Source organism: Mycobacterium sp. HUMS_12744610 (genome assembly GCF_041206865.1).
In the GTDB taxonomy this organism is placed as follows: Bacteria; Actinomycetota; Actinomycetes; order Mycobacteriales; family Mycobacteriaceae; genus Mycobacterium; species Mycobacterium servetii.
Map to the genome: position 1 here is coordinate 320,741 of NZ_JBGEDP010000001.1, position 26,041 is coordinate 346,781.

A 26,041-nucleotide genomic window follows, 5' to 3' on the forward strand; every position below is an offset into this window, starting at 1 on the left:
GCCCACGCGGTGCGCCTCGCCCATACCGGCCCGTCGGTGCCGTATGTGAGGGGTTCGCCGCGAAGTCGCGGAGTTCGCGCATCGGAACGGCTTCGGTTGGCGTCTAATTGGATGATGGAACTGATGATGCCCACCGACGCGATCTTCCTGCTGGGCGAATCGCGCGAGCACCCCATGCATGTCGGTGGGCTGCAGCTCTACGAGCCGCCGGAGGGGGCCGGTCGCGGCTACGTGCGCGGGTTCTACGACAGCCTGGTCGCCCAGCGGGATGTCCAGCCCACCTTCCTCAAGCGCCCGGCCACGTTCTGGGGTGGTGTGGCGAGCCTGGCCTGGGCGTACGACAACGATCTCGACCTCGACTACCACGTCCGCCGCTCGGCGCTGCCGTCCCCCGGGCGGGTCCGTGAGCTGCTCGAGCTGACCTCGCGTTGGCACAGCAGCCTGCTCGACCGGCACCGCCCGCTGTGGGAGGTGCACGTCATCGAGGGGCTCAAAGACGGCCGATTCGCGGTCTACACGAAGATGCATCATGCGTTGATCGACGGTGTCTCGGCGCTGAAGCTGATGCAGCGCGCGTTGTCGGACAACCCCGGCGACCGCGAGATCCGGGCGCCGTGGACCCTGCCCAAACCCAAGCGGGGGTCGAGCCCGGCGTCGCCCGTGCGTTCGCTGATGCGTGCCGCGGGATCCGTTGCCGCCCTTGCCCCCTCGACGGTGACGCTGGCCCGCGCGGCGCTGCTCGAGCAGCAGCTGACGTTGCCGTTCGGCGCGCCGCGCACGATGCTGAACGTCAAGATCGGCGGTGCCCGCCGGTGCGCCGCGCAGTCGTGGTCGCTGGACCGCATCAAAGCCGTCAAGAAGGCCGCCGGGGTGACCGTCAACGACGTCGTGCTGGCGATGTGCTCGGGCGCGCTGCGCTACTACCTGCTCGAGCACGACGCGCTGCCGGACACCTCGCTGCTGGCGATGGTGCCGGTGAGCCTGCGCCGCGAGGACGAGGCCGACGCCGGCGGCAACCTCGTCGGGGCCATCCTCTGTAACCTCGCCACCGACACCGACGACCCGGCCCGGCGGCTGCAGACCGTCACCGAGTCGATGCGCGACAACAAGAAGGTGTTCTCCCAGCTGCCGCGCCTGCAGGCGCTGGCGCTGTCGGCCGCGAACATGGCGGCGCTGAGCCTGGCCGCGGTCCCGGGCTGGGTGTCCTCGACGGCGCCGCCGTTCAACATCGTCGTCTCGAACGTGCCCGGGCCCACCCAGCCGATGTATTACGGAGGCGCCCGGCTCGACGGAAACTACCCGATGTCCATCGTGCTGGACGGGCAGGCGCTCAACATCACCCTGGTGAACAACGCCGACACGATGGACTTCGGTCTGGTGGGATGCCGGCGCAGCGTGCCGCACCTGCAGCGGCTGCTCGCGCACCTGGAAACCTCGCTCAAAGACCTCGAACGCGCGGTCGGGGCCTGAGGGGTCGTGCCCAGGCTCAGTGCCGGTGTGCTCCTGTACCGCGTGCGCGACGGCGTCGTCGAGGTCCTGATAGCCCACCCCGGCGGCCCGTTCTGGGCGCGCAAGGACGCCGGGGTCTGGTCGGTCCCGAAAGGCGAGCACTCCGAGGGGGAGGACCCGTGGGCGGCGGCCCGGCGCGAGTTCTCCGAGGAGCTCGGGCTGCAGGTGCCGGACGGGCCGCGCGCCGACCTGGGCCGGATCCGGCAACCCGGCGGCAAGGTGGTCAGCGTCTTCGCCGTGCAAGGCGACCTCGACGTCACCGACGCGCGCAGCAACACCTTCGAGCTGGAGTGGCCGAAGGGGTCGGGCACGCTGCTGGACGTCCCCGAGGTCGACCGGGTCGGCTGGTTTACCGTGGCGGAGGCGCGCACCAAGCTGTTGAAGGGGCAGCGCGAGTTTCTCGACCGGTTGATGGCGCATCCGGCGTTGGCGGGGCTACAGGAAGGAACGTGACATGCAGACTCTGCGCACACCCGACGAACGGTTCGACAACGTACCCGACTTCCCGTACGCGCCAAGCTATGGCGAGGTGCCCGACGGCGAGGGCGGCAGCCTGCGGGTGGCCTGGGTCGAGGACGGTCCGCAGGACGCCGACCCGGTGCTGATGCTGCACGGCGAGCCGACCTGGTCCTACCTGTACCGCAAGATGATCCCGATCCTGGCCGAGGCGGGGCACCGCGTCATCTGCCCCGACCTGGTCGGGTTCGGTCGCTCCGACAAGCCGACCCGCATCGAGGACCACACCTACGCGCGCCACGTGGAGTGGATGCGCGCGCTGGTCTTCGACGTCCTCGACCTGCGCGAGGTGACCCTGGTCGGCCAGGACTGGGGCGGGCTGATCGGGCTGCGGCTGGCCGCCGAGCACCCCGAGCGGTTCGCCCGGCTGGTCGTGGCCAACACCGGGCTGCCCAACGGCGAGCAGCCGATGGCCAAGGTGTGGTGGCAGTTCCGCGAGGCGATCCAGACGATGCCGAACCTGAAGGTCAGCCTGTTCGTGCAGGGCGCCTCGGCGCAGCAGGTGAGCGAGGAGGTGCTGGCGGGCTACGACGCGCCGTTCCCCGGCGACGAGCACTGCGCCGGGCCGCGCGCCATGCCCGGCCTGGTGCCGGTCTCGCCGGACGACCCCGCGGCGGCGGCCAACAAGGCGGCGTGGTCGAAGCTGACGGTGAGCCCGACGCCCATGCTGGTCGCGTTCAGCGATGCCGATCCGATCACCGGGCCGATGGGCGAGGTGTTCCGGCGCGAGATGCGCGGCGCGCAGGGCATCGAGCACCCGGTCATCCGCGGCGCCGGGCACTTCCTGCAGGAGGACGCCGGCGAGGAGCTGGCGCGTCACATCGTGGAGTTCCTGCGCCGTTGAGCGCCCCGAGTCCCGGGACCTGCTGCTGCAGCTGCTGGACCAGGCCAACCGTGCCGACCCGTACCGGGTGTGCGCGGTTCCTCGAGCACGGACCCGTGCGGCTGCCACCCCCGGTCCCTCCGGGAGTTCCTGTTCCTCGATTCCCCCGACCACACCAGGCTGCGCAAACTGGTCAGTAAGGCGTTCGCGCCCAAAGGTGGGCAGGCGCTGCAACCCGACACGGCGCGCTGGTGGACGATCTGCTCGACCGGATCGCCGAGCGGGGCCGGTTCGACGTCGTCGAGGACTTCGCCTATCCGCTGCCAGTGTCCGTCAGCTGTCGGCTGCTCGGGGTGCCGGTCACGAGACGACGGTGAACTTGATCGGCAACGTGATCCTGGAGATGCTGCGCGAACCGCGGCAGTGGGCGGCGCTGGCCGCCGACGCCGCCCGCGCTCCGCGGTGATCGGGGAAACCCTGCGCTATGACCCGCCCGTGTAGATGATCGGACGAATCGCCTTGGCGGACATGGACATCGGTGGCATAGAGGTGCCCGCGGGCGACGTTCTGATGCTGCTGGTGGCCGCGGCCCACCGCGATCCCGCCGAGTTCGACTGCCCCGACGTGTTCGACCCGGACCGAGGGGCGCTGCGCGACCTGGGTTCGGTCGCGGGGTGCATTACTGCCTGGGGGCGCCGCTGGCGCGGCTGGAAGCCGGTGTGGCCCTCTCGGTGTTGACGGCGCGGTTCCCGCGGTGGCGCCCGGACGACGAGCCGCGGTACAAGAGCAACGTCACCGTGCGCGGGTTGTCGCACCTGGCGGTCGCGGTCTGACTCGCCGCGAGCGCGTTCAGGGGATGAGCCATTCCCCGAAGCTGTTGGCGAAGCCCGAGGACGGTGTGTACTGGAACTTGGCCGGCGTCACGCCCGGGGGCATGACGAACACGACGCACCCGCTGACCGACTCTCCCGCCCGGAGTTCGTACTCGCCCTCGTCGAAGTTCGTACATTCGGTTACGCTGCCCAGGGCCGTCGAGTAGTCCTGGTTGTTCGACCCGACGAGCACCGCGTCGTTGTTCGCGTCGTCCTTGCGCGCCGAGGTGCTGGTGTTGTGGACGGTCAGCATCGCGGCGACGTAGGTGCCTCTCGGGTTGCCCTTGTCGTCGGTCGGCGGTCCGGACGTCCCCGTCGCCGGGTTGATGATCTTGGTGAGGGTGACGGCCAACGGCCCTCTGTCTCCGGTCAGATTGAGGGTGGCGCCGACGTGGGCGACCGGATCGACAGGCGCCGTGGAAGTCGGGCTGGTGCTGAACACCGGGGGGCTCGAGGTGGCCGACCGGTTGGCCGTGCCGGTCTTTCCCGAGCATGCCGCCACCGCGATCGCCACGCCCGACAGCGTGATGGCTATGGAACGTCTCATGAGTGGCCTCCTTCGGTCGTGTGAACGTCGACGATATTGCAGAAGCTAGTGGTTGTCGCCGAGGCCGGGCACAATGTCGCCGAGCTGAAAGGCGAGCGGCTGTTCGAGTTGCCCGTAGGTGCACGAACGCGGGTCGCGGTCGGGGCGCCACCGGTTGAACTGGGCGGTGTGGCGGAACCGCCGTCCCTCCAGGTGGTCGTAGCGGACCTCGACCACCCGCTCGGGCCGCAGCGGGACGAACGACAGGTCCTTGCCGGCGTTCCAGCGGGAGTGCTCGTTCTTGCGGGGGGTGCGTTCGCCGGCCTCGTGGGCGGCCCAGTTCCACGGGTGGTCGTCGAAGCCGGTGACCAGCGGCTGCAGCTCGACGAACAGCTGCCGCCGCTTCGCCATCGGGAAAGCGCCGATGACGCCGACCGACGCGAGCCGCCCGCCCTCGTCATAGAGCCCGAGAAGCAGCGACCCGACCGCGTCATCGCCGGACTTGTGCACCCGATAGCCGGCGACCACGCAGTCGGCGGTCCGCTCGTGCTTGATCTTGAACATGACCCGCTTGCCCGGCTGATAGGTCAGCGTCAGCGGTTTGGCGATGACGCCGTCGAGGCCGGCGCCCTCGAACTCGTCGAACCAGCGCCGCGCGGTGTCGATGTCCGTCGTCGCCGGGGTGACGTGAAACGACGGGCCGGAGCCCAGCGCGCCGGCCAGGGCGGCGCGCCGCTCGCTGAACGGGCGCCGCGTGTAGTCGTCGTCGCCGAGGGCGAGCAGGTCGAACGCGATGAAGGACGCCGGCGTCTTGGCGGCCAGCATCCGCACCCGCGAATCGGCCGGGTGGATGCGCTGTTGCAGGGCCTCGAAATCCAGGCCGTGGTCGGTGGCGACGACGATCTCCCCGTCGATCACGCAGCGCCGCGGCAGTTCCGCGGCGACCGCCGCGACCAGCTCGGGGAAGTAGCGGGTCATCGGCCGCTCGTTGCGGCTGCCCAGCTCCACCTGGTCGCCGTCGCGGAAGCAGATCGACCTGAACCCGTCCCACTTGGGCTCGTAGGACGCATCCGGGGGGATCGTTTGGACCGGCTTGGCCAGCATCGGCGAAACCGGCGGCAGCACGGGTAGGCCCATAGCCTGAGGATATGGCTGCTGCAGCGGAGGAGCTCGACGTCGACGGCATCGCCGTGCGGCTGACGAGCCCGGACAAGGTGTATTTTCCCGAGCTGGGGTCCCAGGGGACCAAACGCCGGGTCGTCGAGTACTACCGCGCCATGGCCGGCGGCCCGATGCTCGACGCGCTGCGCGACCGGCCCACGCACCTGCAGCGGTTCCCCGACGGCATCGACGGCGAGGAGATCTACCAGAAGCGGGTGCCCGCCCACCACCCCGACTACCTGCAGACCTGCCGGGTGACGTTCCCCTCGGGCCGCACGGCGGACGCGCTGCGGGTCACCCATCCCGCGGCGATCGTGTGGGCTGCGCAGATGGGAACGATCACGCTGCACCCCTGGCAGGTGCGCTGTCCCGACACCGACCACCCCGACGAACTGCGCGTCGACCTGGATCCGCAGCCCGGCGTCGGCTTCGCGCAGGCCCGCGTGGTCGCCGTCGACGTGCTGCGGCCCCTGCTGGCCGAGCTCGGGCTCCTCGGCTACCCGAAGACGTCCGGCGGGCGGGGCATCCACGTGTTCGTGCGCATCGCCACCGACTGGGACTTCGTCGAGGTGCGACGGGCGGGCATCGCGCTGGCCCGCGAAGTCGAGCGCCGTGCGCCCGACGCGGTCACCACCGCCTGGTGGAAGGAGCAGCGCGGTGAGCGCGTCTTCGTCGACTTCAACCAGAACGCCCGCGATCGCACCATGGCGTCGGCCTACTCGCTGCGGCCCACGCCGATCGCCACCGTTTCGATGCCGCTGACCTGGGACGAGCTCGCCCGCGCCGAACCCGACGACTACACCATTGCGACCGTGCCCGGCCTGGTGCTCAGCCGCGCGGACCCGTGGGCGGGCATGGACGACGTGGCCCAGTCGCTCGCCCCGCTACTCGAACTGGCCGCGGCCGACGACGAGCGCGGCCTGGGCGACCTGCCGTATCCGCCGAACTACCCGAAAATGCCGGGCGAGCCGAAACGGGTGCAGCCATCCCGAAACACTGATCTGACTAGGAAAAACTGGCGAAAGTGATGTCGTGCGTTGACTAGCATAACGCTATCTCGCCCGATAACCTAGATACCGTGTCGGAGTCCCTCGAATCGCTGCGCGGCAGCTTCAACCGTTCGTTGCGCGTCGAGGGCAAGTCCGACCGCACGCTGGTCCTGTACGGGCAGAGCATCACCTACTTCAGCCAATGGCTCGCCCAGCGCGGCCAGGCCGCCGACGTGTCCGCGCTGGATCGCGAAACCGTTCTGCGGTGGCTGGACTTCCTGCGGGGTCGCGGCCTCGCGGCCGGGACCATCCGCACCCGGTGGCGCGGGTTACGCCGCTTCGCCAACTGGCTGCTGGCCGAGGGCATCATCGACGCGGACCCGCTGGCCGGCATCGTCATCGACAAGCCCGAGCCCCCGCCCGTCCCGGTCCTCACCGACGACGAGCTGGCCGCGCTCATAAGGGCATGCAAAGGTACGAGGTTCGTCGACCGCCGCGACGAGGCCGTGATCCGGCTGCTGATCGACTGCGGACTACGGGTGTCAGAGGTGACCGGGATAGACCTCGATCATCTGGACCTCGATGGCGAATCGGTGACGGTCACCGGGAAGGGGTCACGGGTGCGGCCGGCCTACTTCGGAGCCCGCACCGGACAAGCCCTCGACCGCTATATCCGCGCGCGCCGCGGCCACCGACACGCCTCGAGTTCCGCGCTGTTCCTCGGCGAACGCGGCCGCTTCACACCCGACGGCGTACGCGAGCGGCTGAAGATCCGAGCCGACATGGCCGGCCTCGATCCCGCCAAGATCCATCCGCATCGGTTCCGGCACACCAACGCTCACGACTTCCTACTCGCCGGCGGTCAGGAACGCGACCTCAAGCGGCTTATGGGCTGGCGCTCTGACACCATGCTTGAGCGGTACGGCGCCAGCGCGGCCGATCATCGTGCGCGAGAAGCGGCGCGACGGCTGCGGCGAGGAGACCGAGTGTGAACCAACAGCCCCGCACGAGAGCCGATCAGATCCGCCGGGCGATGGGGACGGCGGCCAGCCGCGATTATCGGATCACCGTTACCGGAACGGCAACGCGCACCGGCAGGCCGGTCCGCCTGAGGACATTCCTCTGGGAATCCACTTCTGGGCGGTGGACGCTCGACACGGCGTACCTCAACGAGCGCTTCGACAGCGGAGATCCGACATACGCGAACAAGGTGATCGGAGCCACCCTGTCGCGGGATCATGGGCGGCTCGCCCTGAACCGGGAGGCGTGGCACCTGGCCGAGGGCGTCGACGTGCCGATCTTTCTCCTGGCGGTCATTTTAGACGCCGCACGGGAGGCCAAGCGCCGTTCCATCCGCGTGGATGACCTTAAAGTTGTTGTATCCCAGCTGGGTTCGCGGATAATCAAGTGGACCCAGCTGAATCGGGAAGCGCAGCAACACGCCAGGGCGGCACTGTACAAAGAGATCGTGAGACGTTGTGCTAGGCTCGAATAGCCGGCTTCCTAGCCAGCCTGTCCGGGCAGTAATTTGACCCGGGGCACTTCACCAAAACGGTGGTGGCCTTGTCTGGGCACTCCTTACGGAGCGCCCGCCTCCTCATGTCCAGAGGTAGACAATGCCGCTCACCCCCGCGGAGCGCTCGCTGCGTTCCCAAATCGCTGCCCATGAATCCTGGGCTCGCACGCCTGACAGATCCGCCCGAACGGCTAACGCCCGCAAGGCAATGCTCGAAAAGTTCGCGCATCAGGTCGACCCCGACGGCACGCTGCCGCCGGCCGAGCGCGCGAAGCGCGCCGAATCACTGCGCCGCGCTCACTTCAAGCGGTTGGCACTCAAGAGCGCCCAGGCGCGGCGCCGCCGGGCGGGTGGTGGATCGTGACCGGCCCACCAAAAGAAGTCGAGGCCGGCGCCCCGCACCACCAGGACCGGCCCTCGACCAAGCTCAGCACCCACGACAGCGCCGATAACCTGAATGCTACCGGAAATGCCACCTCAACAGCGCTCAGCGCGAATGCTGCCCGCGTACTCACGGATCGGATCAAGGTCGGCGTCGAAGCCGTCTGGGAACTCGTCAAGCAGGCGTACGAGCAGCGCGCCTGGAACGCCCTGGGCTACACGTCGTGGGACGACTATTGCACCCGCGAATTCGGGGCCACACGGTTGCGGTTACCGCGCGAGGAGCGCGCCGAGGTTGTTGCATCGCTGCGCGAATCAGGGCTCAGTATCCGGGCGATCGCATCCGCGACCGGAGACCACTACAGCACCATTAGCCGCGAGCTGGGACGTGTTGCAAATGCAACACCTGGACCCGAGCCCGAATGTGACGGCAAGTGCGCCACCGACGAGTGCGTCGGCCCGGAAGAGTCCCCGTCCGCTGACCTCGATGACTTCGCCAAGGCTAACGAGGCGTACCCACAACCGAGGCAAATCACCGGCATCGACGGGAAGCGATACGAACCGAAACCGTCACAGCCACAGGCGCAGAAGCCGCGGAGGAAGCCGATCACCGACCAGTTCCGGAGGGCGGTCTACGACTTAAAGAAGGCGGCAGAGCGCATCCACAGACTGACGGCTGATGATCGGTTCGACCGCAACCGTCAGGAACTGGTGACGCAAAATCTTAATGATCTGCTGCAGGTCGTCAACGACCTCGACGACGACCTCTGGCATCTGAGCCACCATGACCGAGCTGCCAGCGAGCCCGATGAGCCGTCCCTTGACGATCCTGAGATTGTCAGGCGGCTGGTGCGGGGCGATGTCGGATGACTGGCTCCCAGCAGGTCTCTTGGTACGAGACCCACGAATTCATGCAGGCCTTGCTCGCCCAGGCGAATTGCGGGCCTCTTCCCTGGCCTGGCACCCCGAGCTGGTGTGAGCTAGCTGACGGAGATCCGCGAAAATTATTGTCCTTGGCGGCTTTTGGTGTCCACCACGCCTTGCGTGTCGAAACGGCGCAGGCCGCCCTCGCCGAGGCGAGTCGGGCTGTCAGCGCGGCGGCCGACTGGCGGCAGGTCGCCGGAGAAGTCCAGCGCCGCGACGAATTCCGCGCGGCGAACCCGTGGGCAAAGCGGGTGAGAGCATGACGGGCCTCGAAACCGGCCTCGACTGGGCGGACGTTCCACCGTGGGAGCCGCCAGACGAACCGCCGCAGCGCAACGGCCACCGCCAGGCGCCCCGGCCGGCGCCCACCCTCCGGGCGCAGCTGCTCTCGCTAGCCGACCTCGGAGGATTGCCAGCGGTAAGGCCGCTCGTCGACGGGTTGTTGTACGAGGGCACGTTGGCGCAGCTATCCGGGGCGCCCGGCAGCTTCAAAAGCTTTGTCTCTGTGGGTATTTCCTGCGCGCTGGCGGCTGGCTGCAACAGTTGGGAAGGCCACCGCATCCCGGCCCGACAAAAGGTCGTGTACGTCGCCGCGGAAGGTGCCTCCGGTCTCCGCGTCCGCATCTACGCCTGGTGTGAATATCACGGCGTCGACCCGCAACGGCTGGAAGGCTGGTTGTACATCCTGCCGGTCCCGTTGCAGTTGGGCAACATCGTCCACGTCGGGCAGGCCGTCGAAATGGCCCGTGATGTCGGCGCCGGGCTGCTCGTGCTGGACACCCGCGCCCGCTGCACGTTGGGGCTCGAAGAGAACAGCGCGACCGAGCAGGGGGCAGCTGTGGATGCGGCTGATCGCATCCGCGCCGCAGCCGACTGCACGGTTTGGGGCATCCACCACTCGGTGCGCAACGGTTCAAGCCCCCGCGGATCGACGGCCTGGGACGGCGCTCTGTGGAGCGATCTGCGCCTGACCGCCGAGGGGTTGAAGGTGTCGGTCAGAGTCGAAAAGCACAAGGACGCGCCGAGCGATAAGACGTTCGAGTACCGCATGGTGCCGCATGTCGTGTCCGAAAAGTTGATGCCTGGCGTGGACGAGGCCGGCCGAAAGTCCCTGGTCGTTTTCTCACTCGATCGGTGAGAAAAGCACCGGTTTTCTCACGGGTGCGCGAGAAAAAGTTGCGAAACTCGCTGAGAATTCTTGCGGCGTCGAGGGGCTGACCCGTAAGCAACTCGTGGACCTGGCTGTCTCCGACGGCACGAGCGCACCGAGCGCGTATCGGTCGGTAAACGAGCTGGTCAAGGCCGGTTGGCTGCAGAACGTCGGCACTGAGGCACGGCCACGGTACGCGTATGTCGGCCCGACCTCGGATGGCGCCGACCTGACCTTGGACGGGGGCCACGATGCCAACGTTTGAGAAATTCTCACCCGATTCTCGCCCGGATTCTCACTTTGCTCAAAATTCTCACCCCCTCCCCCCTCTTTAGAGGGGGGGAGGTGAGAAATGAGAAGAAAACCAGCCGCGAAAACCAGCCCGGAAAGGACGCTCGATGACCAGATCACGCCGCAGCGCCAGGCAAGCCGGAACGCGCTTCGAGACCGCCATCGCCGCCGCACTCGCCCGGGCCCTCGACGACGACCGCATCGAGCGCCGCAGCCGAAGCGGTGCCAAGGACCGCGGCGACATCAGCGGAGTCCGGCTCCGTGGGCAGCGGGTTGTCCTTGAATGTAAAGACACCAGCGCCATGCGGCTGCCCGAGTGGGTCGCCGAGGCCCAGATTGAAGCCGGCAACGATGACGCGCTCGTCGGCCTGGTGGTCCACAAGCGGCGCGGGGTCGCCGACCCCTATCAGCAATGGGTTTCGTGCACCCTGGGCGATCTGGTGGCCATCCTGACTGGGCAGCGGTTTGAGCGATGATCAACGACGACGGTCGCGGCCTGGACCCAGAAGGCGTCGTCAGGCTGCTGACCGCCGTGCTGGCCGGCGCTCCGAAGCTATCCGACGCCGGCTGCCGGGGTCGCCACGCCCTTTTTGACGACCGCCGCAGCGACGAAGACGTTGACGACGCTGAGATCCGGCATGCGGCTGCCGCTGCCGTGTGCTGCCGCTGCCCGGCCTTGGACGCGTGTGCCGCATGGACCGCACGGCTGCGCGGCCGGCACCGACCCGGCGGCGTCATCGCCGCGCAAATGCCCACACCGACCAGGCCCCGAAGGAAACAACCGCATGAGCCTTCCAGCACGCTGCCCGATCTGCGGCAGCGCCACCGACCCCGCCCGTGATGTCTGTGAGTGCGGCCTCGCGCATTGCTTCGCGTGCGGCGAGCAGCTCGCTGACCCCGCAGGCGAGGCGCAGTCGTGAGCGGCCGCCGGACCGCGGACGAGCGCACCCGGATCGCCGCTTCCGTTCAACGAATCGATAGCGTCGCGATCAGCCCCGACGCGGCGCGGCTCGTCGTGCACTGGCTCGGCCAACTCGCCGAGATCACCCGCCAGCGCAACGGCTGCCCGCCTGAAGGTCTCGTCGAGTTCCAGCACGCAATCGCCGAGGAACTCGTGGCCGACTCGCGCCGACGCGAGCAGGGCGGCTTGAGACCGCACGAGCTTGTAGGTTTCGAGCATGAGCAGCGATACATGGAACCTCCCGAAGCGGCAGCAGCGCTTGGCGTTTCGGCCGATACGGTCCGCTGGCACTGCCGAAAAGGCAACCTCGATGGCCGCAAGTTCGGGCGCCAGGTGCTGGTCACCGCGGCGTCGGTCGAGGCGCTAAAAGCGCGGCTCAGCGAGCAGAGAGGAGCCTAGAAGTGGCAGAGAAAGTGGTGGTCCCGCGCGCTGAAGTCGTTCGCCTGCTTGGCCTTCCGGCCGATGTGGATGAGGAGACGCTGCAGCGTGAACTTGCTGACCAGCTCGCCGAAATCGAGGCTGCGAAAGAGGCTCGGCGGGTGTCGGCGGCCGAGCAGGCGGCCCGCGCCGAGGACCGGCGGATCGTGCTGGCCGCGGTGAACGCCGGCAAGTTCCCCCGCTCGCGCATCGAGTTCTGGACGGACGCGCTTCAGCGGGATCGCGAGAACAACCGTGCCGTCATCGCGTCGTTGGCGCCGGGACTACGGCCAGCCGAGCAGCTCGTCGTCGACGCCGAGGTTGAAGCGACACATCGGCGTGTGCTCGGGCGCCTCGGTTTCACCTCCCCGAAAACGGTGACAGCCAGCGACGGGACAACGACGTACCAGCAGGCCGTGCGCAACGCAGACGGGTTCGGGCGCAGCTCAGGCGAGCATGTGCCCGATCCGTTCGTGATTCCGCCCATCCCGGCGCCCGTGCGCGTCTCGCGCGGCAAGCCGGCGTCCGAACTGACCGAGCGGGAGCGGGCGGACGCGATGCAGCGTCGCCTTGGACCCAGGTTCTACGCGGGCACGCAGCCGCCTCCGCAGGGCGACAAGTGGTTTCAGCCATCCCCCAACCAGCCCTACGTGTTCGACGAGGACTCGCAGCAGTGGCGCGAAAATCGAAACTATCGACCCACCGGGAACTGAGGAGAGAGATAAATGCTCGGAACGATGGCCAGCTCCTTAGCCATGGGCGTGAGCGGAGAATGGCGCCCGGCGTACCGCGTGGTGGCTCCGCTGGTCATCGTCAAGGATCAGACCGGCAAGCTGCACCACGCCTACAAGGGCAGCCAGTTGGCGTGGCTCAACGACGAGCAGCGGGACCACTTCCTGCGCAAGGGATTGGTGGAAGAGCTCGACAGCGGCGACGCGCCGCTCCTGCCGTCCAGCGACCAAATCGGCAACTGCGTCGCCCAGCTTTCAAGCCTTGGCGTGGACCCCAGGGCCGGGCGACCGACGGCTCGCAAGGCGCTCGAAGCCGCCGGCCATCGGTGGTCGAACGAAGTGATCGCCGAAGCGGTCAAGATCCGCCAGTTCAGCGCACCTGATGAGGACGAGGACTTCCCCGTCGCGTGAGGTAGAGCAGGTTTCCCGCGCGGCTTTCCGTGGCGGCTTCCCGCGCGGGTAGGTGCCGGCCGGCGCCGCAGCCAGGGTTTATGGGTAGGCCCCCGGCGCGGACCGGCCGGTACCCCTCCCCCCCGAAAAAATTCGACCCCACCCCCCCCTCGCGACCCGCGCGCAGTCAAACTTTTTTTTACACGGGATCCAAAAAACCTGGTCGTGCCTGCTCATGCCGCGTGGGAAATCCCTCGTGCCTGCTCATGCCGCGTGGGGGAATTCCCCCTGGTGAGAGCCCCTTTTTGAACGATGCCTACTCATGCCGCGCGCGGGGGATTTCCCCCCGCGCCCGCTCATGCCGCGTGAGGCGATTTCCCTACGGTGGCGCGCCGCAAGGTTCGTCCCCACGGGGACGAACCTTGCCCAGACGCGCACCGACAGCTTGCTGTCCGAGCTGTCCCGGACAGGTCATTTCGCCTGGGTGCGAATGCGAGTTGGGGGGCCTGAAGCTGCCGATCCCGCAGCGCCGGGAGGTGGTGTCGGAGCTGGCCGGCGCGGGGATGTCGAACCGGGCCATCGCAGACGCCATCGGCAGCAGTGAGCCGACCGTACGCCGCGACGTTTCCGCAACTGCGCCAAATGACGCAGTTGACGACGAGCGCAAGACCCTCGGTCAGGACGGCCGCGAACGCAGCAGATGGCCGTCGTCTCCGAGCCCGGCATGTCGTCGGTCTCGCGGCGGGTCGTCGGCTTCCCCTCCACGGGGGATGAAGCCGCTATTGGTGACCTCCGCACCGCGGCGGCCGCCTTCCTGTTGCCGCTCCCTGGCCTTCCTCACCACGCGCACGCCGCCGCGGCGCGAACCTCGTGGTCGTCGACCGCGGTGTATCGCTCCGTGGTCAGCACCGAGGCGTGGCCGAGAAGCTGCTGCACCGCCCGAAGATTGCGGCTGCCGCGGTACGCGCGCGTCGCGAAGCGGTGCCGCAACGTGTGCATCGTCCATCCTGACGGCAGCGCCTCGGTGACCAGATGCCCCACCTCCCGGGCCTTCAGATGCCCGTCGCCTTTGCGGGACGGGAACACCCAGCCCTCGGCAGCGCGGATCGCGGCCGCCAGGTCGGCGCTGATCGGCACCACGCGGTCTTTGCCGCCTTTGCCGTGCACCAGCAGGGAAGGCCCGTCGAGCAGATCATCGGAGTGCACCGCGGCGACCTCGGCGCGACGCAACCCGGCCTCCCCGGCCAGCCGGATCATCAGCCGTTCCCGTAACCCGGCGCCGGCCAGGGCGCTGCTCCACACCGCATCCGGGGCCGGTCTGGGCTGCGGTTTGGGGAGCCGGACCCGGGGCAGCTCGGCGCCGATATCGACGGGCACACGCCCCGTTTTCGCCGCCCATCTGAAGAACCCGACCATGGCTTCTCGGTGCGACTTGAGGGTGGGCGGCGCCCATGAGCGGCTTCCGAACCACGCGAGCAGCCGCTCGGCGGTGACCTGCTCTGGCGCGCTCTGCAGCCCGCGGGCGATGAGTTCGAGTTGCTCGCGGCGAAGCCTGAGGGTGGCCGGGCGCTGTCCGGCGCCGGCCAGGGCGCGCAGGTAATCCTCGATGAGGGGCTGCCACGTAGCTGGGGCGCTCACGACAGCCGGTCCAGCTCGTCGGCCGCCCCGACCAGCAGCGCGGCCACCGCGCGGGCCTGATCGGCGGTCAACCCGGCGCCCTCGTCCACGCCCCACAAGCTGATGCCGCGGGTGAAGCTGCCATCACACTGCTGGCGCCCGTCGATGTCGACGCTGATCCCAGAGCCGGCCAGCCGCAGATCCGCCATCCCGCCTTCGTAGCTTCGCCACACCAGCGAGCGTGAGTAGCCGTCGCGCTGAAGATTTTTCCCCCAGCCCGCCGAATCGGTACGGGCACCGGCGGGCAATGGGACGTCGGCATACATGACGTCGACCAACCGATCAGCGATGCAGTCCCTGGCCGATTTCAGCAGGAAAGCGGCGCCCTTTTCGCCCTCGGGAAGGCGACGCTCCATGTCTCGAAACTCGTCGACCTCATGGTCGGTGAGCTGGTCGGCCAGGTCGCGCCAGGTGGTCGCGGTGTTGTCGGGTGTGGTCATGGGCGGGCCTCGATCTCGTAAGCCGCCGCGGTCAAGGCCGCGGCCAGCTGCCGCACGGCTTCGGGCTGCAACGGCACGCCGAATCGGGCCGGGGCTTCGACGGTCACCCAACGCTTGCAGGTGCCGTTGGAGCGCTGCAGGCCACCAACCCGGACCGTGAAACCCACGGCCTCGCGGACAGTGCCGTCGAAGGCCCGGGTCGGCAGGCCCGCGCCGCGCTGCAACCAGTCATGGATCTCGGTGGCGTCCGGCGGCGCGGTTACGCCAGGTCCAGCGGTGTCCCGTTCGCTATCAGGTGGTGTGGCAGTCGCATTGTCGTTGACGGTGGGCATTTGTGTCGCGCTCCTCTCAGAAGGGATCGGGCGAGAATTCGCCCGATAACACCGCGCACAACGCCACGAATCGGCCTTGGTTTCTCCTGGTCAGAACAACGCTTAGCGGTACGGCACCCCGAAAATGCCGGGCGAGCCGAAACGGGTGCAGCCGAGCAAGGACAGGGACCGTCTCTAGGTGCACCCGCTCACCGAAATGCGCCTGCCGACGCTCGCGCAGACGTCGGCACGGGCCACGCCGGAGGGCTGCATGGCGGCACACGCCTCGGGCATCGCGGTCAGAGCAAACACGGCGATCCCCGCCGCGGCCCAATACCGCGGCGTCATTGCGCACCCTCCGCACCGAGCAGCGGCGTCCAGTTGCAGCGCTGCCTGATGTCGACCATCGGCTGCCAGATGTTCTCGAGGTCGGTCTGCTCCTCCGGGTTGGCGCCGAAGTAGTTGTGCACGTCGTCGCGGATCTGGCCTTTCGGCTGATCCTGAAGGCCGGTGTAGAACTCGTTCACGTCGGGGTGGGTGAACAGGTAGGTCGATAGCGCCGCCGCGACGCCGGCCGCGACCCCGGCAACGTCGGCGGCCGTGCAGTTCGGCGGCCGGGGCGTCGCATCGGCCGCAGCGGTCCCCGCGGTGGCACCGAGCAGCGTGCCGCAAACCGCGCCGGCGGTCAGCGCGCCGACCACGGCGCGGCGCCGGATGAGTGCTGAGGGGAACATGACTGGCTCCTTCACGGGGTGATCGACGGTGTTATCCCCCCGGGCCCAGCTAAGCAGATCGGGGCGGCTGCGTGGGTGCGATGCGCGATGCCGGGCGGCGCCGGCGTTTTCTCACTCATCCTCAACGTCGGGAGAACATCGGCCGGCGTGGCGGGTAGTCCCCACAACGACATGAACATGAGGCCGCCGATCGACTGGGTGACCCGGTTGCCCGGCTCCGTTTTCGACGTCAACGGTGTTGCGCCTGCGCGCCGCGCCGTCTGGCCGGTCGTAGTCGACGGCATGCCGGAGGGTGTGCCGGATGCGGCCCGCCGGCCCGAACCAGCGCTGCCCGCACCGCAGGGCTGGCCGTTCGGCGAGCACTTCCCGCGTACCTGCGGCACCGGACGGATGGTCGCGGGCGCGGTGTTCTGGACCGATTTCCTCTACGACGACCACGGGGCGGGCGGCGCCCGGATCACCATGCCGCCCGGACGCATCGTGCCGCCCAACCCGAGCGTGTTCGCACAGACCGTCGGGCTCGCCGGGCCCCCGACGTGCGGCGTCCGGCTGCCGCCCGGAATGGACATCGCGGCCGATCCCGAACACCGACTCGCACTGCGCGCGGGAGGGCGAAACCCGGCCGCTGCTGCGCAACGCCCGATGGTTGCCCCTCGTCATAGCCCACGGCGTGCTGGACGAGTTCGTGCCGATCCCCTCGGTCCTGCAGCAGGTATTCCGGCTCGACCGGCTCGGCTACCGTTACCGCTTCACCGTCTACCCGGTCACGATCACGTTGGACCGGTTGCCGCCCGGCACCGAGGTAGCGGATCGGCGACACCGCCACGGGTGCGGCCGTGGCCGTTCCGGCGGGCCGGCATCGGATCACCCTTGCCGCAGTCGGTCTTTGATGCTGAAGCCGTTGCTGTCGGCGCGGTGGTCGGTCATGTTGCGGCACTCGCCGAAGAGCTGAACCGCCCCGTCGGCGCCGGTGAAGGGGCTCACGCCGATCCGGGCCAGCACACCGTCCCGGTGGATGGCGGTTCCCGTGGCGGGCGCCCAGCCGTCGGCCACCATGGTCGCGGCGATTCGCGCGAAGTAGGTGTCGTGGTCGACGCCGGGCGGCACGGCGAACGTCATGTCGACGCGGCCGCGGTACGGCGGCTCGCCCTGGTCGTTGCAGGACTCCCAGCTGAAACCGCCCGAAGGATCCTGCAGGCCGGCCACTTTCGCGATCTGCCTCGCCGCGTCGACGACCTGGGCAATGGCCTGCCGGTCGGACAGCGGGGAGTCGGGTTTCTGCCCGGACGAAGACATCGGCGCACATCCTCCCAGCGCGACGGTCACGGCGGTCAGCGCCGCGAGCCGGCCCGATCGACTACCTGAACTCATGGTCGCGGGTGACGGAGCCGGAGCCGCGGTCCCATTCCGGATCGCCGGTGAGGGGCGCGCGGATCTCGATGTGCGGCAGCGGGATCGTTCCGAAGGGCGTGCGCACCTCGCGGGGCGTGGCGATCCGTTCTTCGTCGCGCGCGGCGGCCAGCATCCCTTCGCGGCCCAGGGCATCGCCGTGACCGGTGCTGATCTCGGTCATGTTGTGCAGCGCTTCGCCGCCCACGTCGTAGTAGTGCGAATGATCGTCGAACCACGGCACGGCGCTGTGGGAGCCGGCGACCTCGGCCCGGAAACGCACCGACCCGAAGCCGTCGTGCGCGGGATCGGGGCCCAGGCCGGCACAGGGCCCGAACGGCTCGCCGAGCAGGGCGTTGAGCGCGTTGGGGGCGACGCTGCCCGATTCCCCGATCCAGCTGATCGCGTCGGTCGAGGCGGCGCCGACATAGAGCCGGCCGCCGCGCAGCCGCAAATCCGCTGCGCTATGCGCCAGATCCGTTCCGGGACAACCGATCAGCACGGCGTCGTCGGCGTGCATGCCGCTGTTGGCGAACGCGTCGGCCACCGTCGTCGCCCCGTAGGAATGGCCGATGACGGTCACGTGCGCCGGGACGGGGCCGTCATGGGTGACCGCCAGGGCGTTGACGTCGGCGGCCAGCAGCCCGCCGCCCTGGCGCGCCAGCCACGGCGTGCCGACCTCCCGCAGCGTCGCCGGGTCCAGGTCCGGAGCGTCGTAACCCATCCACGCGAGCACGGCGGTGGACCGGGTGCGGTCGGCTTTCAGTGCCTGGTCGTAGAGGTTGACGGCGTCGTTGTGCCCGTCGTAGAGCCAGCCGTTCTGGACGCTGCTGTCGGTGCCGGGCACCACGACGGCGATGTTGTGGGCGGTGTCCGGGTTGCCGATCGCGATCGCCGCCCTGCCCTTGCCGTTGAATGCTGCCGGGTCGTAGGTCCACAGCAGGACGGGCCGCGGATGGTCCGGGTCGGGCCCCTCGTCGTGCGCGACGCCCCGGTCGGTCTTCACCGCGTTGCGGTAGCGGGTGACGTCGGCGGCCGAAAGCCCGTACCTGCCGGGGCAGGCGAGTAGATCGTCGTCGCGGTCGTGCAGCACGGCCTCTCGCAGGCGTCGGGGTGAGATGCCGCGCGCGCGGCCCGCATCCTCCACCCTGTTCAGGTCGTCGTGCAACACCGCCCGGTTCACCGCGTCGCGCAGCCGGGCCGGCATGCCGTCGAGGTTGCCCAGCCCGGGCGGGTGGGCCGCGATCAGGCGGGCCTGGTCCGGCGTGCCGAGCGAATCCCACCACCTGCGCACGTCTTCGGGTGTGGTGCACGGCGGTGGCTCGGGGCCGGCGAGGGCCTGCAGCGGCGACGCGTCGTAGCCGTCGCCGCGCACCGTGGCCAGCGCGGTGCGCAGGGATCCGGCGTAGTCGTCGCGCAGGGACCGCAGCGCGCCCAGGGCGGCCCGGGTGTCGTCGATCGCGTCGTCTTCGCAGGCGGTGATCAGGGCCTCGAGATCGGTTCGGGCGGAAGGCGTCAGGCCGGGATCCCGTTCGAGTTCGACGGCCTGCCCGATGAGGAGGTCGAGCTGTGGCAACCGGGATTCGAGGGCCGCGATCTGCCCGGCCGCGCCGCGTTGCGCCTCGGCCAGCGCGGCGGCGATGTTCTCCAGGTCGACGCCGATGGCAGGCAGTCGCAGCGACTGCGCGCCCAGTACCGCGGCCGTCCGCGCGACCTCGGCCGAGGCGTTGATCGGGTGATCGCCGCCGCGGTGGTCCCAGGCCGCGTCGAAGCGGCCGAGGGCTTGCGCGAACGCCGCGTCGGCCTCGGCGGTGCAGCGGCCGGCGGCGTGGAACGCCTCGGCGAGGCGCGAGATCTGCGCCGGGCTGCCGGCCCGCAGGCCGCGGTCGATCGCCCACGGGTCACCGCCCGCTTCGGCGATCAGCGCGGCCAGGCTTATGCAGCGGAGCCGCATCGCTGTCATGGCCACCCCTTTTGAGCTGGCCCAACCGTACTACCGTGCGGCACCGGCCCGGGTGCGCGAGCGCCACCGGCTGTGGGTAACGGCCTTTCCGGCCAGGCCGGCGCACACCGCCCCCGCCAGTGCGGCGACCGGTGCCGCCACCGACGGCCCCGCGACCACGCAGAAGCCGAACACCGCACCCACGGCCAGCAGTGCCACGCGCGGTGCCGTCCAGCGGGTCATTGCCGGCAGGCGCGCCGACAGGCAAATGCCCAGCAGCAACGCGACGATGTGCCCGACGCCGGTGAAACCCGCGGCCGGGGCCGCCGCCACCGCGGCGCCGATCCACCAACCGGCCCAGGCCGCCCGCCGGTGTGACGGTATCGCCGCCGTCAGCGCGCCGAGCACGCCCACGGCGCCGTAGCTGATCCCCACGTCGCTGGCGTGCGCGACCGAGCCCGGCAGCCATCGCGTCTCGACCGCGGCGACCAGTCCCGCCGCGACGATCAGGGTGGCACCGACGTGGCCGACCACGAACGCGAGCAGCACACCCCTGCCGCGCCAGGCGAGTTCGCCCAGAGCCAGCAGACACACCAATCCCGGCAGCCACACCACAACAGCGCCGCCGCTGTCGAGGAACGCGCTGCCGACCAGGGTGGCGACCCGGCCGTGCGCCAGGTTGTGCAGGTTGGTGCTCATGCGGCTCACGGCGACCTCGCGCGCGTGCCGGCCGAGCGCGGTCAGTGTGAGCGACACCCCGGCCAGCGCGACGGCGTAGGTCAGCGTGACGCGCACCGCCCCGGCGCCGGACACCAGGCGGGCGGTCACAGCCGTCGGCGAGCCCATGCTCCCACCATGGCGGCGCGCCGCCCGGTTGGCGAGGCTCTTAACGCATGTTTCACGCCCGGGTCGCGATTGTTTACGCCCCGGCCGTGCTTGACGCCGGCGCGGCGCGCGCGCAAGACTGGGCGATCGCCCAAAAGTCGGAAGCGAGGTTGCCATGGCGGGCCCGACCGTCACCGACGACACGGCCGTGTACTACGACCCCTACGACGTCGGCATCATCGCCGACCCCTACCCGGTCTACGCGCGGTTGCGCGAGGAAGCGCCGATCTACCACAACCAGCGCTACGACTTCTGGGCGCTGTCAAGGCATTCCGACGTCGAGCAGGCGCTGGCCAACTGGGAGGTCTTCTCCAGCCGCCGCAGCGACATCCTCGAGTTGGTCCAGTCGGAGTACGAGATGCCCGGCGGGGTCATGATGTTCCAGGACCCGCCCGAGCACACCAGGCTGCGCGGGCTGATGTCGCGGGTGTTCACCCCGCGCCGGATGGCCGCCCTCGAGGACCAGATCCGCCGGTACTGCGTCCGGTGCCTGGACCCGCTGGTGGGGTCGGCGGGCTTCGACATCATCGCCGAACTCGCGTCCATGATGCCGATGCGGGTGATCGGCATGCTGCTGGGAATACCGGAATCCGAACAGGTTTCGGTGCGCGACGCCAACGACGCCAACCTGCGCACCAAACCGGGCGCACCGCTGCGGGTCGCCGACGCCGAGTCCATCGCCGACGGCCGGATCTACGCCGACTACGTCGAATGGCGTTCCAGGAACCCGTCCGACGACCTGATGACGACGCTGCTCAACGTCGAGTTCGACGACGAGCGCGGCGTGCGGCGCAAGCTGACCCGCAAAGAGGTGCTGCACTACACCCAGGTGGTCGCCGGTGCGGGCAACGAGACGACCGGCCGGCTGATCGGCTGGCTGGCCAAAGTGCTCGCCGAGCACCCCGACCAGCGCCGGCGGATCCACCGGGACCGCTCGCTGCTCAACCGCGCCGTCGACGAGACCCTGCGGTTCGAACCCACCGGGCCCCACGTCGCCCGCTGGCTGGCGCGTGACTTCGAGTGTCACGGCACCACGGTGCCCTCGGGCAGCGCCGTGCTGCTGCTGTTCGGCGCCGCCAACCGTGACCCGCGCCGCTACGCCGCTCCCGACAGGTTCGACATCGGCCGCGACAACATCTCCCACATCACGTTCGGCAAGGGCGTGCATTACTGCCTCGGCGCGAACCTGGCCCGCCTGGAGGGCCGCGTGGCGCTCGACGAACTGCTCAACCGCTGGCCCGAGTGGGACATCGACTACGCCACAGCCCAACTCGCATCCACCTCCACCGTCCGCGGCTGGGAGCGGCTGCGCGTCGTGTTGCCCTAGCGCGGTGCCGGCATCTCGAAGCGGTCGAGAAATCGGTTGACCAGGGCGACGGCCTCCCGGTGGCCGGTGCTGCTGCCGAGGCCCTGCTCGAGGACCAGGGTGCGGCCGACCGCGGCGATGACGACCGCGAGGCCCGCCGGCGGGAACTCTCCGGGGTCGAGACCGTACTCCTGGACGACGGCGCCCAGCGCGGCGGTCTGCGTCTGGCGCCACCGCTCCGACCAGGTGGCGATCTCGGCGCAAATATCCTTGCGGTGGTTGGCAAGTCCCATGAACTCCAGCAGCAGGCGGGTGTCCTTGGGTTCGGTGAGCGTGTCCCAGACGGCGTGCAGCGGCCGGTCGGCCGCCAGCGCCCGCTGCTGGCGCTCGAGGTAAGCCGCGGCGCCGCGGCGGAATACGGCCAGGAACAACTCGTCCATGCTGGGGAAGTGGTAGTGCACCAGGGCGGGTCTGACGCCTGCCCGGGCCGCGACCCGTCGCGACGTGGCCGCGGCGTAACCCTCCTCGACCATGATCTGACTCGTGGCCTCGATCAGCAGGTCCCGCGTGGTTGCCATCGACAAAGACTGCCACAGCGGCGCCCGGGGATTAGAAACGCGTGCGATCGGGAACCGTCCCGGCGTGACCACCACTTTCCAGGACGTCATCAAGTCCAAGTACCTGCTTTTGACGACGTTCACCAAGGACGGCCGGCCCAAACCGACCGCGATCTGGGGGGTTCCCGACGGGAACAAGCTGCTGGTCATCACCGACGACGGGTCGTGGAAGGTCAAGCGCATCCGCAACACCCCGCGGGTGACGATCGCCAGGAGCGGATCGCTGGGCAAGCCCAAAGGCGATGCCGTCGAAGGGGTGGCCCGGGTGCTGCCCAAGTCCGAGACGCGGCGCGTCTACAACGCCGTGCTCAGGCGGTACTGGTACCACGCCTGGTGGTTCTATGTGCACTCGCTCGTGCGCGGGGGCATCGACAAGGTCCACGTCGGCCTCGAGATCAAATCGGCCGCTTAGGTTTTCGCGACCGACACGGTGCTCGCGGCCCGCTTCAGCTCCGCGTAGGCCTGCGTCGTGTGCCAGGTGAGTCGCGTCAGGTCGCCGAGTGCTGGGGCGTTGGTGACGAACCCGAAATCCATGCTGTCGTGGTAGGACGCCAGCGTGGCGTTGCGCCCGGTCGAGGCGGCCAGCGCGGACACCGGGTAGATGCCGAGCAGCCGTGCACCGTTGAGGTAGCGGGGTTCCTTGGCGCCGGCGACGTCGGAGATGACGAGGTTGCATGCGGGGTGCGCGATGCGGTCGAGGTGCGTGGATGCGCCCAGTCCCGCGAGCGCGACGAGCCCGACTGCGTAGGTCCTCGCCGCCTCGGTCGACACGCCGGCCAACTCCTTCTTCGCCGCGCGGGTATGCCCGCAACTCCTCGACGATGTCCCGCACGATCGGCGCGCGGGCGGCTTCTGGAACAGCATCATCGCCCCGACGTGGGTCGTGCCGGTGGGCGACTCGATCAGCAACCATGAAAGATCTAGCGGTGGAATAGGTTTGGTCATCGCAGAACTCCTACCGCCCGTCGGGGATCGCAAATGGCATCGCGATGTTCCCCCCGACGGCCATGCCCGACGAGGGCACTAGGGCCCCGTTGCGGAAGTTTTAAGTCCTGCGGTCACAGCGCCGCGATCGTGTCCGCCAGGGTTTCGCGCGGATCACGCCAGACGATGCCGAGGTCGCGCTCGCTGGGCGAGTCGTCCGACGCCGGCATCTGGGTGTAGTACTGCATCCCCGCCGCGGTGAACGGCGTCTCGAAGGGCAGCAGCCGGCCCGCCCGGTCCAGCACCGCGCCGGCGACCCGCAGCGCGACGTCGGGAACCGGAACGGCGACCATCGGAGTCCGACCGGTCTGGCCGAGCATCGTCGCGAGCTCGGCCGCCGGGACCCGGTGACCCCCCGCCATGTAGCGGCGCGGCCCGCGCCCGGGTTCCAGCAGCGCCGCGTGCAATGCCGCCACATCGCGGACGTCGACCACCAGCCACGCCGCGCCCCGGCCGGGGATCGCGTGCATGCGCAGCGCGGCCTTGACGCCCTCGCCGGCCTCGCCGAACTGGTCGCCCACCGGCGGGCCGAGCACCATGCCGGGATAGGTGATGTTCACCGGCGCGCCGGCGTCCTGCAGCCCGCGGGCATAGATCTCGACCTGGGCCTTGGAGGTGCCGTACCCGTCGGACCCGCCGACCACCGGCAGGTCCGCAGACAGGGTCTCCAGGCCGGGGTGGAACAGGGCCGAGAAGCTCGACACGTGCACGATCGGGTCCAGGCCCAACTCGACGGACTGGCCGAGCACGTTCTGCGCGCCCTGCATGTTGGTGGCCAGCATCGCCGCGGTCCGCCGCGGATCGGTGGCCACCAGGGCGGCGCTGTGCACGACGGCGTCACAGCCGCTCAGCGCCTCGCGCACCGACACCCGGTCGGTGATGTCGCCGACGGCGAAGTCCGACACGTCGACGCCCAGCCGGGCGACGGTCGTCTGCAGCTTTTCGGGGGTGCGGACCAGGAACCGAATGGAGTGCCCGGCGTCGGCGACGGCCTTGGCGGTCCATCCGCCGACGAAACCCGTTCCGCCCGTGACCAGTACGTGCATGGGACTACAGGTGGCCCGCGGCGAAGTGGGCGGCCTGCTCCACCATGCCGTTCACCGTGTAGGACATGTGGGCCGCGGGATTGCTGCCGTCGCCGCAGACCGAATCGCCCTGCGCGCACAGCTCGATGGTTTTCGGCCGGTACAGCGGCCCGATCACGATCACCGGCGCCCCGTACTGCTCCATGAACTGATCCGAGGGCGTCCCGAACATGGTGACCGCCCCGACGTGGTTGGCGACCTGCGGCGGCATCGGCTTGGGTACCTCGGCGGTCGGGACGCCGGGCGGCACCGACGCCGAGGTGACGAACCCGGCCACCGCCGCACCCTGGGAGTATCCGCCCAGCACTTCCTTGGTGTTGGGGCAGTTGGCCGCCGTGGCCTCGACGTGGGTGCTCGCGTCGCGGACCCCCTCGATGAACTTGTCCGGGAAGTCGGGGTTGGAGAAGTCGGTACTTGCCGGGTAGTTGACCGCGTAGACGCCCACCGTCCGCGTGCCGAGCTGCGGGCGCAGCGCGTCGACGAACGACCGTCCGACCCCGCCCAGCCCGGGCGGCTCCCCGGAGCCCCGGGCGAAGACCACCTCGACGTCGGGGCACGCTCCGGCGGCCGCCGGGGGTGCGGGGAAGCACAGCGGGGCGGCCGTGATCGCGACGGCCACCGCCAGCCCGACGCTATTTCTTGAAGGCATCCTTCACTTTCTCACCCGCGTCTTTCAGGCTCGACTTGGCCTGGTCGGCCCTGCCCTCGTTACGGGTGTCCTCGTTCCCGGTCACCTTGCCGATGGCCTCCTTGGCCCGGCCGCCCAGATCCTCGATCTTGTTCTTGATTTTGTCTTCGGCGCTCATGGTCGGGCATTTACCCCGCCGCGGGCCATGTTGAAACCCGGTCCGGCCTGTCACCATGGACTTCGTGAGCACCGCAATCGTCGTGGCGATCCTCGCCGGCGTGATACTGCTCGCCCTCGGCATGGTGGCCAACCAGCTGCTCCGGCTGCGGAAGTGGTTGAAGGACTCGCCCGCGGCCCCGCCGGCGACCGATGAGCCGCCGGACGAACGCCGATGACCGCACCGGAGCTGCTGGCGAGCGCCGACGGCCTGCCCCGCGGTGTATCCGGTGCCGCAGACCCGCATTTCGGCAACGTCGTCAAACTGTTCGCCCAACTCTTCTTCGGTTCTCGGCCACCAAGGGTGTCGCCTCTACGGTGATGCACCGGCTGGCCGACCGCGGGCTGCTGTCCTACGACGAACCCGTCGCCGCGTACTGGCCCGAGTTCGGCGCGAACGGCAAGGGCGACATCACCGTTCGCGACGTCCTGCGGCACCGGTCCGGGTTGTCGCACCTGCGTGGCGTCACCAAGACCGAGCTGATGGACCACCTGCTGATGGAGGAGCGCCTGGCCGCCGCACCCGTAGACCGCCTGCGCGGTGTGCAGGCCTACCACGCGCTGACCTACGGCTGGTTGCTGTCCGGGCCGGCTGCTGACGCCGTTGCTGTTCGACATGGGGTCCTTCGCGGGGCTGGCCGGCCCGTTGCGCAACGCCGTCGAGGCGGCC

32 protein-coding genes and 3 pseudogenes are annotated in these 26,041 nt (G+C 69.4%); 21 read left to right on the forward strand and 14 right to left on the reverse strand.

The annotated features are described in order from the left end of the window. The first annotated feature begins 114 nt into the window (after nt 1-114). From AB8998_RS01540 to AB8998_RS01555, 4 genes and pseudogenes are all read left to right on the forward strand, one after another. Nucleotides 115-1,470, forward strand: coding sequence for a WS/DGAT/MGAT family O-acyltransferase (locus tag AB8998_RS01540; protein ID WP_369741384.1), 1,356 nt, complete (start codon nt 115-117; stop codon nt 1,468-1,470). Nucleotides 1,471-1,476: 6 nt separating this feature from the next. Further along, complete coding sequence (locus AB8998_RS01545) at nt 1,477-1,962, forward strand: NUDIX hydrolase (protein WP_369736484.1); 486 nt, start codon at nt 1,477-1,479, stop codon at nt 1,960-1,962. Between the two features lies 1 nt (nt 1,963). Next, the gene (locus AB8998_RS01550; RefSeq protein ID WP_369736485.1) at nt 1,964-2,869 is read left to right on the forward strand and encodes a haloalkane dehalogenase; all 906 of its coding nucleotides are present in this window, start codon (nt 1,964-1,966) and stop codon (nt 2,867-2,869) included. A 19-nt stretch (nt 2,870-2,888) separates the two neighbouring features. After that, nucleotides 2,889-3,681, forward strand: a pseudogene (locus AB8998_RS01555) (cytochrome P450). Between the two features lie 16 nt (nt 3,682-3,697). Here AB8998_RS01555 and AB8998_RS01560 read toward each other — a convergent pair. After that, nucleotides 3,698-4,267: a DUF4352 domain-containing protein gene (locus AB8998_RS01560; protein WP_369736487.1), complete on the reverse strand. Its 570-nt coding sequence runs from the start codon at nt 4,265-4,267 to the stop codon at nt 3,698-3,700. 45 nt (nt 4,268-4,312) lie between these two features. Next, the gene (locus AB8998_RS01565) at nt 4,313-5,383 is read right to left on the reverse strand and encodes an ATP-dependent DNA ligase (protein ID WP_369736488.1); all 1,071 of its coding nucleotides are present in this window, start codon (nt 5,381-5,383) and stop codon (nt 4,313-4,315) included. Between the two features lie 11 nt (nt 5,384-5,394). On the opposite strand from AB8998_RS01565, the gene ligD reads away from it, so the two are divergent. From ligD to AB8998_RS01625, 12 genes are all read left to right on the forward strand, one after another. After that, the gene (gene ligD, locus AB8998_RS01570) at nt 5,395-6,435 is read left to right on the forward strand and encodes a non-homologous end-joining DNA ligase (protein WP_369736489.1); all 1,041 of its coding nucleotides are present in this window, start codon (nt 5,395-5,397) and stop codon (nt 6,433-6,435) included. Between the two features lie 50 nt (nt 6,436-6,485). Then, nucleotides 6,486-7,388 carry a tyrosine-type recombinase/integrase gene (locus AB8998_RS01575; protein WP_369736490.1) on the forward strand — a complete coding sequence of 301 codons (903 nt, stop codon included), beginning with the start codon at nt 6,486-6,488 and terminating at the stop codon, nt 7,386-7,388. Beyond that, nucleotides 7,385-7,891: a hypothetical protein gene (locus AB8998_RS01580; RefSeq protein ID WP_369736491.1), complete on the forward strand. Its 507-nt coding sequence runs from the start codon at nt 7,385-7,387 to the stop codon at nt 7,889-7,891. Before AB8998_RS01575 ends, AB8998_RS01580 begins: the two co-directional genes overlap by 4 nt. Nucleotides 7,892-8,120: 229 nt before the next feature. Next, the gene (locus AB8998_RS01585; protein ID WP_369736492.1) at nt 8,121-8,276 is read left to right on the forward strand and encodes a hypothetical protein; all 156 of its coding nucleotides are present in this window, start codon (nt 8,121-8,123) and stop codon (nt 8,274-8,276) included. Then, entirely contained in the window at nt 8,273-9,163 is an 891-nt protein-coding gene (locus AB8998_RS01590) for a helix-turn-helix domain-containing protein (protein ID WP_369736493.1), read from the forward strand. The genes AB8998_RS01585 and AB8998_RS01590 overlap by 4 nt, the downstream gene beginning before the upstream one ends. Beyond that, nucleotides 9,160-9,480 carry a DUF2742 domain-containing protein gene (locus AB8998_RS01595; RefSeq protein WP_369736494.1) on the forward strand — a complete coding sequence of 107 codons (321 nt, stop codon included), beginning with the start codon at nt 9,160-9,162 and terminating at the stop codon, nt 9,478-9,480. Before AB8998_RS01590 ends, AB8998_RS01595 begins: the two co-directional genes overlap by 4 nt. Next, nucleotides 9,477-10,355, forward strand: a complete 879-nt coding sequence (locus AB8998_RS01600; RefSeq protein WP_369736496.1) for an AAA family ATPase — start codon at nt 9,477-9,479, stop codon at nt 10,353-10,355. The genes AB8998_RS01595 and AB8998_RS01600 overlap by 4 nt, the downstream gene beginning before the upstream one ends. Before the next feature lie 410 nt (nt 10,356-10,765). Continuing rightward, complete coding sequence (locus AB8998_RS01605) at nt 10,766-11,134, forward strand: hypothetical protein (protein ID WP_369736497.1); 369 nt, start codon at nt 10,766-10,768, stop codon at nt 11,132-11,134. Beyond that, nucleotides 11,131-11,499 (forward strand): transcriptional regulator, encoded by a 369-nt coding sequence (locus AB8998_RS01610; protein WP_369736498.1) that lies wholly within the window; start codon nt 11,131-11,133, stop codon nt 11,497-11,499. The genes AB8998_RS01605 and AB8998_RS01610 overlap by 4 nt, the downstream gene beginning before the upstream one ends. Nucleotides 11,500-11,574: 75 nt before the next feature. Next, nucleotides 11,575-12,018 (forward strand): helix-turn-helix domain-containing protein, encoded by a 444-nt coding sequence (locus tag AB8998_RS01615; protein ID WP_369736499.1) that lies wholly within the window; start codon nt 11,575-11,577, stop codon nt 12,016-12,018. 2 nt (nt 12,019-12,020) lie between these two features. Beyond that, the gene (locus AB8998_RS01620) at nt 12,021-12,749 is read left to right on the forward strand and encodes a hypothetical protein (protein ID WP_369736500.1); all 729 of its coding nucleotides are present in this window, start codon (nt 12,021-12,023) and stop codon (nt 12,747-12,749) included. Nucleotides 12,750-12,761: 12 nt separating this feature from the next. Continuing rightward, the gene (locus tag AB8998_RS01625; RefSeq protein ID WP_369736501.1) at nt 12,762-13,178 is read left to right on the forward strand and encodes a hypothetical protein; all 417 of its coding nucleotides are present in this window, start codon (nt 12,762-12,764) and stop codon (nt 13,176-13,178) included. Between the two features lie 816 nt (nt 13,179-13,994). Here AB8998_RS01625 and AB8998_RS01630 read toward each other — a convergent pair. From AB8998_RS01630 to AB8998_RS01645, 4 genes are all read right to left on the reverse strand, one after another. Continuing rightward, a complete protein-coding gene (locus tag AB8998_RS01630) occupies nt 13,995-14,795 on the reverse strand; it encodes a tyrosine-type recombinase/integrase (protein WP_369736502.1) in 801 nt (266 codons plus the stop codon). Then, entirely contained in the window at nt 14,792-15,274 is a 483-nt protein-coding gene (locus AB8998_RS01635; protein ID WP_369736503.1) for a hypothetical protein, read from the reverse strand. Before AB8998_RS01635 ends, AB8998_RS01630 begins: the two co-directional genes overlap by 4 nt. Beyond that, nucleotides 15,271-15,606 (reverse strand): hypothetical protein, encoded by a 336-nt coding sequence (locus tag AB8998_RS01640; RefSeq protein WP_369736504.1) that lies wholly within the window; start codon nt 15,604-15,606, stop codon nt 15,271-15,273. The genes AB8998_RS01635 and AB8998_RS01640 overlap by 4 nt, the downstream gene beginning before the upstream one ends. A 323-nt stretch (nt 15,607-15,929) precedes the next feature. Further along, nucleotides 15,930-16,319 (reverse strand): hemophore-related protein, encoded by a 390-nt coding sequence (locus AB8998_RS01645; RefSeq protein ID WP_369736506.1) that lies wholly within the window; start codon nt 16,317-16,319, stop codon nt 15,930-15,932. 267 nt (nt 16,320-16,586) lie between these two features. Between AB8998_RS01645 and AB8998_RS31655 the strand changes: the two are divergent. Then, nucleotides 16,587-16,823: pseudogene (locus AB8998_RS31655) on the forward strand (peptidase); the annotation flags it as partial. A 360-nt stretch (nt 16,824-17,183) separates the two neighbouring features. On the opposite strand, the gene AB8998_RS01650 reads toward AB8998_RS31655, so the two are convergent. The 3 genes from AB8998_RS01650 to AB8998_RS01660 all read right to left on the reverse strand — a co-directional run bounded on the left by AB8998_RS01650 (nt 17,184) and on the right by AB8998_RS01660 (nt 20,496). Then, nucleotides 17,184-17,615, reverse strand: coding sequence for a hypothetical protein (locus AB8998_RS01650; protein ID WP_369736507.1), 432 nt, complete (start codon nt 17,613-17,615; stop codon nt 17,184-17,186). Nucleotides 17,616-17,676: 61 nt separating this feature from the next. Then, on the reverse strand, nt 17,677-19,662 hold the full coding sequence (locus tag AB8998_RS01655) for a putative alpha/beta hydrolase (protein WP_369741385.1): 1,986 nt from the start codon (nt 19,660-19,662) through the stop codon (nt 17,677-17,679). 39 nt (nt 19,663-19,701) lie between these two features. Then, the gene (locus AB8998_RS01660; protein ID WP_369736508.1) at nt 19,702-20,496 is read right to left on the reverse strand and encodes a rhomboid-like protein; all 795 of its coding nucleotides are present in this window, start codon (nt 20,494-20,496) and stop codon (nt 19,702-19,704) included. Between the two features lie 154 nt (nt 20,497-20,650). Between AB8998_RS01660 and AB8998_RS01665 the strand changes: the two genes are divergently transcribed. After that, nucleotides 20,651-21,862: a cytochrome P450 gene (locus AB8998_RS01665; RefSeq protein ID WP_369736509.1), complete on the forward strand. Its 1,212-nt coding sequence runs from the start codon at nt 20,651-20,653 to the stop codon at nt 21,860-21,862. Here the strand turns inward: AB8998_RS01665 and AB8998_RS01670 are convergent. Then, nucleotides 21,859-22,419 carry a TetR/AcrR family transcriptional regulator gene (locus tag AB8998_RS01670; protein WP_369736510.1) on the reverse strand — a complete coding sequence of 187 codons (561 nt, stop codon included), beginning with the start codon at nt 22,417-22,419 and terminating at the stop codon, nt 21,859-21,861. The genes AB8998_RS01665 and AB8998_RS01670 overlap by 4 nt on opposite strands. 64 nt (nt 22,420-22,483) lie before the next feature. Between AB8998_RS01670 and AB8998_RS01675 the strand changes: the two genes are divergently transcribed. After that, entirely contained in the window at nt 22,484-22,870 is a 387-nt protein-coding gene (locus AB8998_RS01675) for a PPOX class F420-dependent oxidoreductase (protein WP_369736511.1), read from the forward strand. Here AB8998_RS01675 and AB8998_RS01680 read toward each other — a convergent pair. The 4 genes from AB8998_RS01680 to AB8998_RS01695 all read right to left on the reverse strand — a co-directional run bounded on the left by AB8998_RS01680 (nt 22,867) and on the right by AB8998_RS01695 (nt 25,333). Further along, nucleotides 22,867-23,403 (reverse strand): WS/DGAT domain-containing protein, encoded by a 537-nt coding sequence (locus AB8998_RS01680; protein ID WP_369736512.1) that lies wholly within the window; start codon nt 23,401-23,403, stop codon nt 22,867-22,869. The two genes, AB8998_RS01675 and AB8998_RS01680, sit on opposite strands and share 4 nt — an antisense overlap. Nucleotides 23,404-23,516: 113 nt before the next feature. Next, complete coding sequence (locus AB8998_RS01685) at nt 23,517-24,488, reverse strand: SDR family NAD(P)-dependent oxidoreductase (RefSeq protein ID WP_369736514.1); 972 nt, start codon at nt 24,486-24,488, stop codon at nt 23,517-23,519. 4 nt (nt 24,489-24,492) lie between these two features. Then, entirely contained in the window at nt 24,493-25,176 is a 684-nt protein-coding gene (locus tag AB8998_RS01690) for a cutinase family protein (protein ID WP_369736515.1), read from the reverse strand. Continuing rightward, nucleotides 25,160-25,333 carry a CsbD family protein gene (locus AB8998_RS01695; protein ID WP_369736516.1) on the reverse strand — a complete coding sequence of 58 codons (174 nt, stop codon included), beginning with the start codon at nt 25,331-25,333 and terminating at the stop codon, nt 25,160-25,162. Before AB8998_RS01695 ends, AB8998_RS01690 begins: the two co-directional genes overlap by 17 nt. 64 nt (nt 25,334-25,397) lie before the next feature. On the opposite strand from AB8998_RS01695, the gene AB8998_RS01700 reads away from it, so the two are divergent. Then, nucleotides 25,398-25,550, forward strand: coding sequence for a hypothetical protein (locus tag AB8998_RS01700; protein WP_369741825.1), 153 nt, complete (start codon nt 25,398-25,400; stop codon nt 25,548-25,550). Then, a pseudogene (locus AB8998_RS01705) lies at nt 25,547-25,965 on the forward strand (serine hydrolase domain-containing protein); the annotation flags it as partial. The gene AB8998_RS01700 and the pseudogene AB8998_RS01705, both read left to right, overlap by 4 nt. Nucleotides 25,966-26,041: the final 76 nt, after the last annotated feature.

Bases quoted from the DNA above. Each gene is read 5' to 3' on its own strand.
- AB8998_RS01540 (WP_369741384.1), top strand. From the start codon at position 115: ATGGAACTGATGATGCCCACCGACGCGATCTTCCTGCTGGGCGAATCG.
- AB8998_RS01550 (WP_369736485.1), top strand. From the start codon at position 1,964: ATGCAGACTCTGCGCACACCCGACGAACGGTTCGACAACGTACCCGAC.
- AB8998_RS01560 (WP_369736487.1), bottom strand. From the start codon at position 4,267: ATGAGACGTTCCATAGCCATCACGCTGTCGGGCGTGGCGATCGCGGTG.
- AB8998_RS01565 (WP_369736488.1), bottom strand. From the start codon at position 5,383: ATGGGCCTACCCGTGCTGCCGCCGGTTTCGCCGATGCTGGCCAAGCCG.
- ligD (WP_369736489.1), top strand. From the start codon at position 5,395: ATGGCTGCTGCAGCGGAGGAGCTCGACGTCGACGGCATCGCCGTGCGG.
- AB8998_RS01585 (WP_369736492.1), top strand. From the start codon at position 8,121: ATGCTCGAAAAGTTCGCGCATCAGGTCGACCCCGACGGCACGCTGCCG.
- AB8998_RS01595 (WP_369736494.1), top strand. From the start codon at position 9,160: ATGACTGGCTCCCAGCAGGTCTCTTGGTACGAGACCCACGAATTCATG.
- AB8998_RS01600 (WP_369736496.1), top strand. From the start codon at position 9,477: ATGACGGGCCTCGAAACCGGCCTCGACTGGGCGGACGTTCCACCGTGG.
- AB8998_RS01605 (WP_369736497.1), top strand. From the start codon at position 10,766: ATGACCAGATCACGCCGCAGCGCCAGGCAAGCCGGAACGCGCTTCGAG.
- AB8998_RS01610 (WP_369736498.1), top strand. From the start codon at position 11,131: ATGATCAACGACGACGGTCGCGGCCTGGACCCAGAAGGCGTCGTCAGG.
- AB8998_RS01625 (WP_369736501.1), top strand. From the start codon at position 12,762: ATGCTCGGAACGATGGCCAGCTCCTTAGCCATGGGCGTGAGCGGAGAA.
- AB8998_RS01635 (WP_369736503.1), bottom strand. From the start codon at position 15,274: ATGACCACACCCGACAACACCGCGACCACCTGGCGCGACCTGGCCGAC.
- AB8998_RS01640 (WP_369736504.1), bottom strand. From the start codon at position 15,606: ATGCCCACCGTCAACGACAATGCGACTGCCACACCACCTGATAGCGAA.
- AB8998_RS01645 (WP_369736506.1), bottom strand. From the start codon at position 16,319: ATGTTCCCCTCAGCACTCATCCGGCGCCGCGCCGTGGTCGGCGCGCTG.
- AB8998_RS01650 (WP_369736507.1), bottom strand. From the start codon at position 17,615: ATGTCTTCGTCCGGGCAGAAACCCGACTCCCCGCTGTCCGACCGGCAG.
- AB8998_RS01655 (WP_369741385.1), bottom strand. From the start codon at position 19,662: ATGCGGCTCCGCTGCATAAGCCTGGCCGCGCTGATCGCCGAAGCGGGC.
- AB8998_RS01660 (WP_369736508.1), bottom strand. From the start codon at position 20,496: ATGGGCTCGCCGACGGCTGTGACCGCCCGCCTGGTGTCCGGCGCCGGG.
- AB8998_RS01665 (WP_369736509.1), top strand. From the start codon at position 20,651: ATGGCGGGCCCGACCGTCACCGACGACACGGCCGTGTACTACGACCCC.
- AB8998_RS01670 (WP_369736510.1), bottom strand. From the start codon at position 22,419: ATGGCAACCACGCGGGACCTGCTGATCGAGGCCACGAGTCAGATCATG.
- AB8998_RS01680 (WP_369736512.1), bottom strand. From the start codon at position 23,403: ATGACCAAACCTATTCCACCGCTAGATCTTTCATGGTTGCTGATCGAG.
- AB8998_RS01685 (WP_369736514.1), bottom strand. From the start codon at position 24,488: ATGCACGTACTGGTCACGGGCGGAACGGGTTTCGTCGGCGGATGGACC.
- AB8998_RS01690 (WP_369736515.1), bottom strand. From the start codon at position 25,176: ATGCCTTCAAGAAATAGCGTCGGGCTGGCGGTGGCCGTCGCGATCACG.
- AB8998_RS01695 (WP_369736516.1), bottom strand. From the start codon at position 25,333: ATGAGCGCCGAAGACAAAATCAAGAACAAGATCGAGGATCTGGGCGGC.